This is a genomic window from Streptomyces sp. NPDC056527 (assembly GCF_042794475.1).
In the GTDB taxonomy this organism is placed as follows: domain Bacteria; phylum Actinomycetota; class Actinomycetes; order Streptomycetales; family Streptomycetaceae; genus Streptomyces.
The window spans coordinates 141,580-154,894 of record NZ_JBHTTQ010000009.1 but is presented as its reverse complement, the minus strand read 5'-3'; the positions used below and the strand labels follow the sequence as shown (position 1 = coordinate 154,894).

The window sequence follows — 13,315 nt, the reverse complement described above, 5'->3', positions numbered from 1 at the left end:
GTACGGGCCCTCGGTCGTGCGGGGGTGCCGGGACTACTCGACGACGAGCTCGACCTGGATGTTGCCGCGCGTGGCCTTGGAGTACGGGCAGAACGCGTGGGTCTTCTCGAGCAGCTCGCGGCCCGGCTCGCCCTGGAGGTGGTCGGGGAACTCGGCGCGCATGACGACCGCGAGGCCGAAGCCGCCGTCCGTCTCGTCCTTGCCGATGGAGACCTCGGCGGTGATGGAGGCGTCCTTGATGTCGATCTTCTCCTGGCGTGCCACCAGGCCCATGGCGCTCGCGAAGCAGGCCGCGTAGCCGGCGGCGAAGAGCTGCTCCGGGTTCGTGCCCTGGCCGTTGCCGCCGAGGGCCTGGGGGTGGGCGAGGGGGAGGTCGATGTGGCCGTCGGAGCTGACGGCGCGGCCCTCGCGGCCGTTGGCGGTGGCGACAGCGGTGTAGATCGCGTTCATGGGTCCTCGTTTCCGTTCAGGTCGGGGTGTGCTCACCAAAGTAGCGTGCAATTCAGTTGTGCACAACTGAATGGCTTGCGATGCGGTGTCCCGTACCCTGGAGGCATGGAGACTCTCGACACGACCCGGGACGAGGACTTCCTCCGGCTCGACCACCAGATCTGCTTCTCGCTGCACGCCGCCACCCGCGCCTTCAACGGCGTCTACCGCGGCGCCCTCAAGGAGCTCGGGCTCACCTACCCGCAGTACCTGGTGATGCTGGTGCTCTGGGAGCACGGCGAGCTGCCCGTCAAGCGGATCGGCGAGCACCTGCGTCTCGACTCCGGGACCCTGTCCCCGCTGCTCAAGCGGCTGGAGGCGGCCGGCTACGTCGAGCGGCGCCGTAGCGCGGAGGACGAGCGCTCGGTCACCGCGCGCCCCACCGAGGCGGGGACCGCGCTGCGGGAGAGGGCACTCGACGTGCCCAAGCGGATCGCCGTGGCGACGGGCATGGAGCTGGACGAGATGCGTGTACTGCGGGCCCGGCTCAACGAGCTGGCCGCCCGGCTCGACAGCGTCGACCCGGACGACCTGATGGCCTGCGAGTAGGGGACCGAAAGGCGAAGGGCCTGTCCCGCGGGACCCGCCGGGCGTGTGTCGCCCGACCGGTGCCGCGGGACAGGCCCCGACCGTCCCGTGCCGCTTCCTAGTCGCCCGAGGTGATCCTCGGCACCTTCCACAGCAGTACCGCCACCAGCACCGCCGTCAGCAGCGCGAAGCCCGCGCTCAGCGCCGACGCCGACTGCAGCGCCGTGGTGAAGGACTCCCGCGCCGTCGCCAGCAGCCCCTCGTCCGCCACGGCGCTCGCCGCGCCCAGGGACTCCCGCGCCGCGGCCGGGGCGTCGCCCGGGATGCCGCTCCGGTAGACCGCGACCGCCACGCTGCCGGTCACGGCGATCCCCAGGGCCAGACCCAGGTCGTACGCCGTCTGGCCGGTCGCCGCCGCCGCGCCCGCCTTCTCCGGCGGAGCCGCGCCGACCGCCAGGGCGGTGCCGAGGACGCTGATCGGGGCCGCCCCGAACATGATCACCGCGAGGCCCAGGGAGGTCACCTCGACACCGGTGGCCAGGGCGATCGCCGCGTACCCGGTCAGCGACACCAGCAGGCCGCCGATCAGGACGTACGCCGGGCGGAAGCGACGGGCGAGCAGCGGGGTCAGCTGCGATCCGGCGATCAGCCCCACCGCCCCCGGCAGCAGCCAGAGACCGGCCTCGAGCGGGGACTGGCCGGCGACGGCCTGGAGGTACTGCGGGACCAGGTACTCCACCCCGTTCAGCGCGGTCATACCGAGCAGCAGGGTGAGCAGCGCCCCCGTGAAGGCGCGGTCGCGGAAGAGCCGCAGATCGAGCAGTGGCGTGGCCAGCCGGTTCTGGCGGCGGACGAAGAGCAGCGTGAGGGCGATACCGCCGGCGAAGGCCGCGGCCGCCTCCGCCGTCGGACCGTGCGAGGCCACCGACTTCACTCCGTACACCAGCGGCAGGACCGCCAGCAGGAACAGCGCCACGCTCGGCACGTCGATCCGGCCGGCCCCCGCATCGCGGCCCTCCGGCAGCAGCACCGGCGCCGTGACCAGGGCGATCAGCATGATCGGCAGACCGATCAGGAACACCGAACCCCACCACCAGGAGGCCAGGAGCACGCCACCGACGATCGGGCCGATCGCCAGGCCGACCGAGAGCGCGGTGACCCACATGGCGATCGCGGTCGCCCGCTGCCGTGCGGCGGTGAACATGTGGCTGATCAGGGCGAGCGTGGAGGGCAGTACGGCGGCTCCCGCGACGCCCAGCATGGCGCGGGCCGCGATCAGGGTCTCGGCGTTCGGGGCGTACGCGGCGAGCAGCGAGGCCAGCAGGAAGCCGGCCGAGCCCGCCATCAGCAGTCGGCGCCGGCCGAGGCGGTCGCCGAGCGTGCCCATGATGACGAGCGTGCCGGCGGTCAGGAAGCCGTAGATGTCGGTGATCCACAACAACTGGGCGCTGCTCGGCCGCAGATCGGCGGCCAGATAGGGGGTGGCGAGCCAGAGGACGCCGAGGTCGGCCGTCATCAGGGTGACCGGCAGGAGGAGGACGGCGAGGCCGAGCCACTGGCGGGCGCCGGCCTTCGCCGGCGCCGCCTCGGCGGGGGACGCGGGGGTGTGGGTGGTGGTCATCGCGGCAGCGCTCCGTTCAGGGCTTCCTCGGCGGACTTCAGCAGTTCCCGCACCCGCTGCGGGCGCAGTGCGCGCGGCACCCCCGACAGCTCGGTGCCGTACACGATCTCGACGGACGAGTCCTCGATCCCGCAGAACCGGGAGACCGCGACCCGGAGTTGGAGGTCCAGGACGGCGGAGAGACCCAGCTGCTCGATCTCCGCCTCCGCGTTGCCCATCAGGGCCAGCCACACCATCCGCTTCGCGGCCAGCCGGGGCTTGCTGCGGCCGTAGGCGAAGCCGTAGTTCCACACCCGGTCGATCCACCCCTTGAGGACGGCGGGCGGCGCCATCCACCAGACCGGGAAGACGACCACGATGTCGTCGGCGGCCAGGACGCGGTCCATATGGGCGTGGACCTCGGGGGAGTACGTCTTCTCCCGGTTCTCCCAGTCCGGTTCGTCGGCCGGCCACAGGACGGGGTCGAAGCCCTCGGCGTACAGATCGAGTACGTCGACGGTCTCTCCGCCGTCCTTCAGCCGGGCGTGGACGAGGTCGGCGACCTGGGCGGTCAGGGAGTCGGTACGGGGGTGGGCGAGGACGAGCAGGGTGTGGCGGGGCATGACGGCGTCCTTCGGGAGGGCCTTCGGGAAGGGGGGTGGGCACGGCGCGGGTCAGATTCCGAGGCCGGAGCCGCCGCTCGCGTCGATGTTCTGGCCGGTCACCCAGCGCGCGTCGTCCGAGGCGAGGAAGCCGACCACATCGGCCACGTCCCCCGGCTGCCCGACGCGGTTGAAGACCGAGAAGCCGGCGGCGTGCGCCTTGGCGGCCGGGTCGGCCATCCACGGGTGGATGTCGGTCTCGATCGTGCCGGGGGAGACCGCGTTGACGGTGATGCCCCGGGCGCCGAGGGTCTGGGCGAGGGTCAGGGTCAGCACCTCGACCGCGCCCTTGGAGGCGGCGTACGACGTCATGCCGGGGAAGGCGACCTTCGTGACACCGGAGGAGATGTTGATGATCCGGCCGCCGTCCCGCAGCCGGCCGAGGCCGTGCTTGACGATGAAGAACGGCGCCTTGGCATTGACCGCGAAGACCCGGTCGTAGTCCGCCTCCTCGACCTCGTCGATCGTGCCGGCGCCGGCGATTCCGGCGTTGTTGACCAGGACGTCGACGCCCTCGGCGTGCTCGTCGAAGGCCTTCCAGAGCGCCTCGGCGTCCCCGGGGACGCCCAGTTCGGTACGGATCGCGAAGGCGGAACCGCCGGCCTCCTCGATCGCGGCGACCGTCTCCTTCGCGGCGGCCTCGTTGTTCGCGTAGTGGACGGCGACGCGGGCGCCGTCGGCGGCCAGCCGCAGGGCGATCGCGCGGCCGATGCCGCGGCTGCCGCCGGTGACGAGTGCGGTCTTGCCGGTGAGGGCGGTGGAGCGGGCCATCGGAGTCTCCTCGGTGGTGGTGTTTCCTGCTGATTCCTGCTGACGAGGAAGACTCTGCGGGACGGCTGTTCGGGTTCGGTTCGGGTCTTGTTCGGGCCCGGTTCGGGCGGGGAGTTACGGTGACCCCATGCGATTCGGGGTGCTGGGGGAGACGGCCGTCTGGACCGAGGACGGGCGGCCGGTCCGGGTCCCTGAGCTCAAGGTGCGCGCCCTGCTCGCCTCGCTGCTCGTCGACACGGGCCGGCCCGTCGCCACGCACCGACTCGTCGACGACCTGTGGGGCGACGAACCGCCCGGCAGACCGCTGCGCGCCCTCCAGGCCAAGGTCTCCCAGCTGCGACGCGTTCTGGAGGAGGCCGAGGCGGGCGGCCGTGACCTGCTGGTCTCCCGCGCTCCCGGCTACCAACTGGCGCTTCCCGAAGGTGCCTTGGACGCGGAGCGGTTCGCCGGTCTCGCCGCCCTGGCCCGCGCCGTACCCGACCCGGTGCGGCGGGCCGCGCTGTTCGCCGAGGCGCTCGACGTGTGGCGCGGGCCCGCGTTCGCGGACTTCGCGGACGAGCCGTTCACCCGGGCCGCCGTGAACCGCCTGGAGGAGGAGCGGCTCGTCGTCCACGAGGAGGCGGCGGAGGCGCGTCTCGCCGCCGGGGAACACGCTTTGCTGGTGGGGGAGTTGGCGGAGCTCGTCGAGCGGCATCCGCTGCGCGAGCGGCTGCGCGCCGTGCGGCTGCGCGCGCTGTACCGCGCGGGGCGGCAGAGCGAGGCGCTGGCGGGGTACGAGGAGTTGCGCGTCCGCCTCGCGGAGGACCTGGGCCTCGACCCGAGCCCGGAACTGGTCGAGCTCCAGCGGGCGATGCTCCGCCAGGACCCCGCGCTGGACGCGGCACCGGCCGAGGCGCCGGCGGCGCCCGGGGATACGGCCGTCGAGGCGGCGGCCCCGACGCGGGACGGAGATGTACGGAAGGCGGACGAGCCCTCGGGCCCGGCACCGGCCGAGGGCGCTGTGCACGGCGGTACCGGCCGGGGCGAGGCTCGCGGGAATCTGCCCGTGGCCATCAGCGGGCTCGTCGGGCGCGGTGCGGCCGTCGACGAGATCCGGGGGCTGCTCGCCGGACGGCGGCTCGTCACGCTCACCGGCCCCGGAGGCGTCGGCAAGACTCGGTTGGCCGTGGAGGCCGCCGGGCAGGCGCGGGAGCTGTTCCCCGACGGCGTGTGGCTGGTCGAACTCGCCGGTGCGCACGGCGAGCTGGCCGAGGTCGTCGCCGCGGCCATGGAGCTGCGCGACGACGGAGCGTGGGGCATACGGCCCGAGGCGGGCCGGACGCCGAACGGGGCGGAGCGGCTCGCCACCGTCCTGCGCGGCAGGCGGATGCTGCTCGTCCTCGACAACTGCGAGCACGTGATCGACGAGGCCGCCGCGCTGACCGAGCTGCTTCTGCGCACCGTCCCCGACCTCGTGGTGCTGACGACGAGCCAGGAGCCCTTGGCCCTCGCCGGGGAGAAGCTGTGGTCGGTGCCACCGCTCGACCTCCCCGGGGCCGTCGAGCTGTTCGTCGCGCGAGCGGCCGCTTCGGCGCCCGGATTCGCACCGGACGACGCCCAGCGGGCCGCCGTCGAGAGCATCTGCCGTCGCCTCGACGGCGTACCGCTCGCCCTGGAACTGGCCGCCACCCGGGTGCGCGCGCTCGGCGTGCACCGGCTGCTCGAACGGCTCGACGACCGCTTCCGGCTGCTCAGCGCCGGACAGCGGGGTGCCCCGGCCCGACAGCAGACGCTCCGCGCGGTCATCGACTGGAGCTGGGAGCTGCTGCCCGAACCGGAGCGCCTGGTCCTGCGCCGGCTCGCCGTGCATGCCGAGGGCTGCACGCTGGACGCGGCGGAACAGGTCTGCGGGGGCGGCGAGGTCGCGACCGACGACGTACTCGACCTGCTGGCCCGGCTGGTGGACCGCTCGTTGGTCGTCGCCGTCGACGGGAAGGACGGCCCGCGCTACCGGCTGCTCGAATCCGTGGCCGCGTACTGCCTGGAGCGGATGGCGGACGCGGGCGAGACCGACGACGTCCGCGGTCGGCACCTGACGTACTACACGCGCCTCGCCGAGGCCGCCGAGCCGGAACTCCGCGGCCACGACCAGCGGGATCGGCTGACCCGGCTCGACGCCGAGTCCCCGAACCTGCGCGCCGCCCTCGACCGCGCGGTGCAGCGGGGCGACGCGGAACACGCGCTGCGGCTCGTGGACGCGCTGGCCTGGTACTGGGTGCTGCGCGGACGCCTGGGCGAGGCGGTCCGCTCGACGGCGACGGCGTTGGACGCGGCGGGGACCCCCGACCCGGCGGCGGATCCCGACGCGCTCGCCCGGGTGCGGGCCCGCGTCGACGTCTGGCACACCGGGCTCACCGTCATGAGCGGCGACGGCACGGACCGCCACCGACGTATCGCGAGCGCGCTCGCGTCCGTCGACGCGGCCTACGGAGCCGGCCCCGCCGCCCTCGCCTGGGCCCGCTGGTTCCTCGCCCACGCGCTCTGCGGGACCGGGAGTCAGAGCGAGGGCGAGGAGTTGACGAACGCGGCGCTCGACGGGTTCGCGGAGACCGGGGAGTCGTGGGGGGAGGCGGCCGCGCTCGGGGACCGGTCCGTGCAGCGGCTGCTCAGGGGCGATCTGGCGGGGGCCGAGGACGACGCGGCCCGCTGCGCCGCGCTCTTCGCGTCCGTCGGGGACGCATGCGGGGGGCTGTGGTCCGTGTATCCGCTGGCGACCGTCGCGGAGATCCGCGGCGAGTACGAGCGGGCCGCCGGGCTGAAACGTGCCGCCCTGGACACCGCCGAGAGTTTCGGTCTCACCACCGAGGTGCCCGACCTGCTGTCGGGGCTCGGCCGGACCGCGCTCCTCATGGGAGATCTGGGGCAGGCGCGTGCCTACCACCAGGCGGGGCGGGAGAAGGCCGTCGAGGTCGGCTTCCGCGCGGGTGAGATCAACGCGGTCCTCGGTCTGGGTCTCGGCGCCCGCCGGGAGGGCCTGCTGGAGGAGGCCGAGGAGCACCTCCGGGAGGTCCTGGACTGGCACCGACTGGTCGGGCTCGACGGAGCCAACGCGCTGATCCTCGCCGAACTGGGCTTCGCGGCGGAGCTGCGGGGCGATGCGGAGGTGGCGCTCGGGCTGCACGAGGAGGGCTACACGACGGCTCGGGCGAGCGGGGATCCGCGGGCGGTCGCGCTGGCGCTTGAGGGCTTGGCCGGTGCCCGTGCCCTGGGCGGGCGGGGCGAGGGGGCGGCTGTGCTGCTGGGCGCGGCGGGGGCGTTGCGGGCGTCGACCGGGGCGCCGTTGCCGGTGGCGGAGCGGGGGGATGTGGAGCGGGTCGCCGCCGCGGCCCGGGCGCTCCTCGGCGAGGACGCCTTCGGGGCGGCCCACGCCCGCGGGGAGGGGCTTGCCCCGGAGGCGGCCGTTCGCGAGGAGCGCCGGGTCTCGGGGGCGCCGGTCCCGTAGGGGCGCCGTCCTTGTGGGTCGAGCCCGCCCGTTCCTCCCCCTGGATCTCGTCCCGTGGGGGCCCAAGCGGAACGATTGCCCGCAACAAGGCAGGTGCAACAAAACTGTAAGGACTACACCCTGCACCCGCCCCTATACTCACCCCATGTCCTCCCTCAGCCTCCGGCGTGCCACCGCCGACGACTCGCGTCGTCTTACGCAGCTCGTGCGGAAATCCCGCGCCTATGGCGGTGACTACGCCGCGATGGTCGACGGCTATGTCGTCGGAGGGAGCTACATCGAGCACCACCCCGTCTTCGTCGCCGTCGACGAGCGGGACCGTGTGCTCGGGTTCTACGCGCTCCTCCTCGACGAGGCCGAGCTCGACCTCGCCTTCGTCGCCGACGAGGCGCAGGGGCGCGGCATCGGGCGGCTGCTGATGGAGCACATGATCGGCCAGGCCCGCGCCGCCGGGCTCCGCTCCATACGGGTCGTCGCCCATCCGCCCGCCGAGGACTTCTACCTGCGGACGGGAGCCCGCCGCACCGGGACCGTCGAGCCGACCGGGCACGTCCACTGGGCCAGGCCCGAGCTCCGGTTCGACGTCGCGTGAGCGCCACCGAAGAGGCCGAGCAGGCCGATCGCCGCCGGGTCTTCGCCGACCTCACCCCGCTCCGTACCTCCGCGCACTACCGCCGCCTCTGGTTCGGCAACACCGTCTCCTGGGTCGGCCAGGGCATGACCGCGCTCGCGGTCTCGCTCCAGGTGTACGAGATCACCCGCTCGCCGTTCTCCGTCGGGCTCGTCGGTCTGTTCTCGCTCGTCCCGCTGATCGTCTTCGGCCTGTACGGCGGCGCCATCGCCGACACCGTCGACCGCCGCAAGCTCGGGCTCGCCAGCGCCACCGGCTCCGCCGTGCTCTCCGCCGCACTCGCCACGGCCGCGTTCGCCGGCTTCCACCACGTCTGGTTCCTGTACGCGATCGTGGCCCTGCAGTCCGTCTGCGGCGCGCTCAACTCGCCCGCCCGGAGCTCGATGATCCCGCGCCTGCTGCCGCCCGAGCAGCTGCGTGCCGCCAACGCGCTCAACTCGATGACCACCACCTTCGGCACCCTCGTCGGCCCGAGCCTCGGCGGCCTCATCGTCGGCTTCGGCGGCTTCCAGATCGCGTACCTCATCGACGCCGTCGCCTTCTCCGCCGCCCTCTACGCGATGTGGCGGCTGCCCTCCATGCTCCCCGAACGGACCGGTGCCAAGAGGGCCTCCGTCCTCGACGGGCTGCGCTTCCTCGCCACCCGGCCCAATCTGCGCATGACGTTCTTCTCGGACTTCTGCGCGATGATCCTCGCCCACCCCCGGGCACTGTTCCCCGTCGTCGCCGTCCTCTGGTACGACGGCGACGCCACCACCACCGGACTGCTCGCCGCCGCCCCGGCCGCCGGAGCGCTCCTCGGCGGCGTCCTCAGCGGCTGGCAGGGGCGCATCCGCCACCACGGACAGGCGATCCTGCTCGCCGTCGCCTGCTGGGGCACCGCGATCGCCGTCTTCGGGCTCACCCGCAACCTGTGGCTGGGGCTGCTGCTGCTCGCCCTCGCCGGATACTCCGACACCGTCTCCATGATCTTCCGCAACACGATGATGCAGGTCGCGGCCCCCGACGAGATGCGCGGCCGGCTCCAGGGCGTCTTCATCGTGGTCGTCGCCGGCGGGCCGAGGCTCGGCGACTTCCTCGCCGGCTCGGTGGCCGATCTGACCTCCCCGGCCGTCGCCATCACCGGTGGCGGTATCGCCTGTGTGCTCGCGATCGGTGTTCTTGCCCTGTACGGGCGGGGTTTCCGCCGATACGACGCCCTCAACCCCACCGCCTGATCTGGCGGTTGGCCGCCACGGCGCATAGTCGCCAGGCTGTTCTGTACTCAACAACCGTCGTGCCGACCAGACTCCTGCCGACGCCCGGAACCACCCCTTCCCCCGGGTGTCGAGGAGTGCGTCGATGATCAGACCTTCCGCAGGAGGAAGGGCCGGGCTGCTCGCCGCCGGCATCTCCCTGGTGCTTCTCACGGCAGGGCAGACCGCCGCTGCCGGGGGAACCACCGCCCCCGCCGTCCCCGACACCTTCAAGGGCGCCGCCGACCGGAGCGCCACCGTCACGCTCATCACCGGCGACCGGGTCACCGTCACCGACCTCGGCGGCGGCAAGAAGACCGTCACCGTCGACCGGGCCAAGGGCGCCACCGGTGCGGTGCGCAGCGAGATCTCCGACGGCCGGGTCACGGTCGTCCCCGACGAGGCGCGCGGCTACCTGGACTCCGGCGTGCTGGACCGCCGGCTCTTCGACGTCAGCGGCCTCATCGAGCAGGGCATCACCGACGAGCTGCCGCTGATCGTCACGTACGGCAAGGGCACGCGCGCCGCCGCACCGCGCGGCACCGAGACCGTCCGCGCCCTGCCGAGCATCGGCGGCGCCGCGGTGGAGGCGAAGGACCCGGCCGCGTTCTGGCGCTCGTTCACCTCGCCCACCACCCGCTCCGCGGGCGGCAAGGTCTGGCTGGACGGCAAGGTCGAGGCCGCCATGGCCGAGTCCAACGCCCAGATAGGCACCCCGAAGGCATGGGAGGCCGGGCTCACCGGCAAGGGCGTCAAGGTCGCCGTCCTCGACACCGGCGCCGACCTCGGTCACCCCGACCTCAAGGACCGGGTCGCCGAGTCCAAGTCCTTCATCGAGGGCCAGGAGGTCGCCGACCACAACGGCCACGGCACCCACGTCTCCTCCACCGTCGGTGGCAGCGGCGCCGGTTCGGAGGGCAAGGAGAAGGGCGTCGCGCCGGGCGCGACCCTCGCCGTCGGCAAGGTCCTCAGCGACCAGGGCTCCGGCACCGAGTCGCAGATCATCGCCGGCATGGAGTGGGCCGCCAAGGACATCGACGCGAAGATCGTCTCGATGAGCCTGGGTTCGAGCGAGGGCACTGACGGCACCGACCCGATGGCGCAGGCGGTCAACACGCTCAGCGCCGAGACCGGCGCGCTGTTCGTCATCGCCGCGGGCAACTCCGGCGCCCCCGGCACCATCGGCTCGCCCGGCTCCGCCGACGCCGCGCTCACCATCGGCGCCGTCGACTCCGCCGACGAGGCCGCGTACTTCACCAGCCAGGGACCGCGCTTCGGCGACCAGGCCCTCAAGCCCGACCTCTCCGCGCCCGGCGTCTCCATCCTCGCCGCCCGCTCCCAGCTGGTCTCCGGCACCGGCCTCTACACCTCCATGAGCGGTACGTCGATGGCGACCCCGCACGTCGCCGGTGTCGCCGCGCTCCTCGCCGAGAAGCACCCCGACTGGACCGGCGCGCAGCTCAAGAACGCCCTGATGTCCTCGTCGAAGACGCTCACCGACTCCGCCTACGCGCTCGGCGCCGGCCGGGTCGACGTGGCCGCCGCGATCGACGCGGACATCACCGCCACCGGCTCCGCCGACCTCGGCTTCTTCTCCTGGCCGTACGAGGAGAACAAGCCAGTCACGAAGACCGTCACCTACACCAACCACTCCGACACCGCGGTGGAGTTGGACCTGGCCGTCGAGGGGATGCCCGCGGGCGTCACCACCCTCGCCGACACCACCCTCACCGTCCCGGCCCACGGCACCGCGCAGACCACGGTCACCGGCGACGGCACGAAGGCCCCGGTCGGCAACGCCTCCGGCCGGATCGTCGCCTCGGCCGCCGGCACGCCCGTCGCGCACACCGCGCTCGGCCTGGTGAAGGAGGAGGAACGCTACAACCTCACGATCCACGTCAAGGACCGTGACGGCGCCCCCACCTCCGGCACCGTCATCGTCAAGCAGCTCGCCGAGGGACGGCACGACCCGTTCCCGGTGGCCGTCGGCGAGTCCGGCACGATCGAGCTCCGGCTGAAGCCCGACACGTACACCGTCGACACCTTCCTCGACGTCCGCGGCTCCAAGGGCAAGGACTCCCTCGGCCTCGGCTTCCTCACCGACCCCGAGATCGTCCTCGACCGTGACCGCGAGATCACCCTCGACGGGCGGCAGCTCCGTGAGATCCGGGCCGAGGTCGAGAAGCGCACGGAGACCCGCCAGCTCCTCATGGAGTTCGACCGGGACGCTCACGGCGCCGAGTACGGCGGCGCGGTGCAGGTGCCGATGAAGTACGACTCCGTCTTCGCCGCGCCCACCCGCAAGCCCGCCAACGGCACCTTCGAGTACCGGACCGTGTGGCGGCTCGGAAAGCCGCTCCTGGAGGCGAGCGTCGACGGCGACCGGCTGTCCGACGCCACCGTGCAGGCCGGCACCACGATGCTCGAAGGCCGGCACACGCTCGGCGTCGTCGACGCCGGCACCGGCACGGCCGCCGAGTACGCGGGCAAGAACGTCAAGGGCAAGGCCGTCCTCGTCCGGGCCGGCGCGCTCCCGAACCCGCAGCTCGCCCAGAACGCCCAGGACGCGGGCGCCACGGCGCTGTTCGTCACCGACGACCAGCCCGGGCGGCTGATGTCCTGGTTCGGCACCGCCGAGTTCGAGGACCGGCCGCTCGCCGTCGCCACCGTCAACTCCGCGGACGCCGCACGGCTCTCGGAGGCGGCCAAGCGCGGCAAGCGCGTCGACCTGACCGGCACGCGCTTCACCCCGTACACCTACGACCTGTCCGAGGGGCACCCGGGCGCGATCGGCAACGACCTCGTCTTCCGGCCCGACAGGGACGAACTGGCCACCATCCGGTCCGCGTTCCACATGCCGACCGGCAAGAAGGAGCTCGGCGGCGAGTTCCGGTACTCGATCACCGACACCTTCCCGATCGGCTTCGGATTCAAGGAGTACATCGCCTTCCCGACCGAGCGCACCGAGTACGTCTCCACCGGCGCCGGCCAGGGCTGGCACGAGTCGGTCGACCTCGCCGACTCCCTGGAGCAGCGGGCGGGCATCAACTCCTACCGCGGCGGCAGCAGCCGGACGCTCGACTGGTTCGAGCCGGTCTGGCACCCCTGGCTCGGCACCGGCCTCGGCTGGGGCCAGGAGCGGTCCGGCAACCAGCTGCGGTTCAACACCCCCGGCTGGGGCGACTCGGGCCCCGACCACACGGGCTTCGGCAACGTGTGGAGCGACGACTCGCAGACCCAGTTCACCGAGGTGTACGTCGACGGCACCCGGGTCGACCGCAAGATGAGCTCGGGCGCCTACGCCTGGGACGCCCCGGCGGAGGAGGCGACCTACAAGGTCGTCACCGACACCACGATGGACCCGGAGCGCTGGCGCCTCTCGACCAAGGGCCACTCCGAGTGGACCTTCCGCTCCAAGGCGCCCGCGGAGAACACCACCGTCTTCCTTCCGCTCATCAACCTCGGTTTCGACGTCGACACCGACCTCAAGGGCGATGTGCGCGGCGGAAGCCGGGTGCCCGTCGGGATCTTCGGCGAGTACGTGAAGGGCGCGATCGACACCGGCAGGATCGGTGGCGGCTTCCTGGAGGTCTCGTACGACGACGGCACGACCTGGCAGAAGGTCTCCCTGCGCCCCTCCTCGGGGGGAGCGGCCTGGACGGGTGAGCTGCGGGTGCCGGACAACGCGCAGTACATCTCCTTCCGGGCGGGTGCGTCCGACGACCGCGGTGGCTCGGTCAAGCAGGAGATCATCCGGGCGGTCGGGGTGAAGTAGCCCCAGGAGTCCCGGAGACAGCGGAGTCCCGGCACGGCGTGCGGCCGTGCCCGGGCTCCAGGGGGGCGGCCGGCACCCCCCGCCCCGGCCGATACCGCGCCCGCCGGCCCGCGCCCCCCGGTGCGGGGGGCGCAGCCGGCGCG

Annotated in this window: 9 protein-coding genes; 5 read left to right on the top strand and 4 right to left on the bottom strand. The window is 73.0% G+C overall.

The annotated features are described in order from the left end of the window. Positions 1 to 33 precede the first annotated feature (33 nt). On the bottom strand, positions 34 to 450 hold the full coding sequence (locus tag ACFQ7Q_RS08105; protein ID WP_383551180.1) for an organic hydroperoxide resistance protein: 417 nt from the start codon (positions 448 to 450) through the stop codon (positions 34 to 36). Between the two features lie 105 nt (positions 451 to 555). Between ACFQ7Q_RS08105 and ACFQ7Q_RS08100 the strand changes: the two genes are divergently transcribed. Next, positions 556 to 1,038, top strand: coding sequence for a MarR family winged helix-turn-helix transcriptional regulator (locus ACFQ7Q_RS08100; RefSeq protein WP_383551178.1), 483 nt, complete (start codon positions 556 to 558; stop codon positions 1,036 to 1,038). A gap of 97 nt (positions 1,039 to 1,135) precedes the next feature. Here ACFQ7Q_RS08100 and ACFQ7Q_RS08095 read toward each other — a convergent pair whose 3' ends face one another. From ACFQ7Q_RS08095 to ACFQ7Q_RS08085, 3 genes are read right to left on the bottom strand one after another with little or no spacing between them, the layout of a single operon-like run. Continuing rightward, positions 1,136 to 2,638 carry an MFS transporter gene (locus ACFQ7Q_RS08095; protein WP_383551176.1) on the bottom strand — a complete coding sequence of 501 codons (1,503 nt, stop codon included), beginning with the start codon at positions 2,636 to 2,638 and terminating at the stop codon, positions 1,136 to 1,138. Further along, positions 2,635 to 3,240 (bottom strand): NAD(P)H oxidoreductase, encoded by a 606-nt coding sequence (locus tag ACFQ7Q_RS08090; protein WP_383551174.1) that lies wholly within the window; start codon positions 3,238 to 3,240, stop codon positions 2,635 to 2,637. The genes ACFQ7Q_RS08095 and ACFQ7Q_RS08090 overlap by 4 nt, the downstream gene beginning before the upstream one ends. A gap of 51 nt (positions 3,241 to 3,291) precedes the next feature. Continuing rightward, positions 3,292 to 4,050 carry an SDR family oxidoreductase gene (locus ACFQ7Q_RS08085; RefSeq protein WP_383551172.1) on the bottom strand — a complete coding sequence of 253 codons (759 nt, stop codon included), beginning with the start codon at positions 4,048 to 4,050 and terminating at the stop codon, positions 3,292 to 3,294. A 127-nt stretch (positions 4,051 to 4,177) separates the two neighbouring features. Here ACFQ7Q_RS08085 and ACFQ7Q_RS08080 point away from each other — a divergent pair, with 127 nt between their 5' ends. The 4 genes from ACFQ7Q_RS08080 to ACFQ7Q_RS08065 all read left to right on the top strand — a co-directional run bounded on the left by ACFQ7Q_RS08080 (position 4,178) and on the right by ACFQ7Q_RS08065 (position 13,172). Continuing rightward, positions 4,178 to 7,531 (top strand): BTAD domain-containing putative transcriptional regulator, encoded by a 3,354-nt coding sequence (locus tag ACFQ7Q_RS08080; RefSeq protein WP_383551170.1) that lies wholly within the window; start codon positions 4,178 to 4,180, stop codon positions 7,529 to 7,531. Positions 7,532 to 7,676: 145 nt separating this feature from the next. Then, on the top strand, positions 7,677 to 8,123 hold the full coding sequence (locus ACFQ7Q_RS08075; RefSeq protein WP_383551168.1) for a GNAT family N-acetyltransferase: 447 nt from the start codon (positions 7,677 to 7,679) through the stop codon (positions 8,121 to 8,123). Next, on the top strand, positions 8,120 to 9,379 hold the full coding sequence (locus ACFQ7Q_RS08070) for an MFS transporter (RefSeq protein WP_383551166.1): 1,260 nt from the start codon (positions 8,120 to 8,122) through the stop codon (positions 9,377 to 9,379). The genes ACFQ7Q_RS08075 and ACFQ7Q_RS08070 overlap by 4 nt, the downstream gene beginning before the upstream one ends. 124 nt (positions 9,380 to 9,503) lie before the next feature. Then, entirely contained in the window at positions 9,504 to 13,172 is a 3,669-nt protein-coding gene (locus ACFQ7Q_RS08065) for a S8 family serine peptidase (protein WP_383551164.1), read from the top strand. Positions 13,173 to 13,315 lie beyond the last annotated feature (143 nt).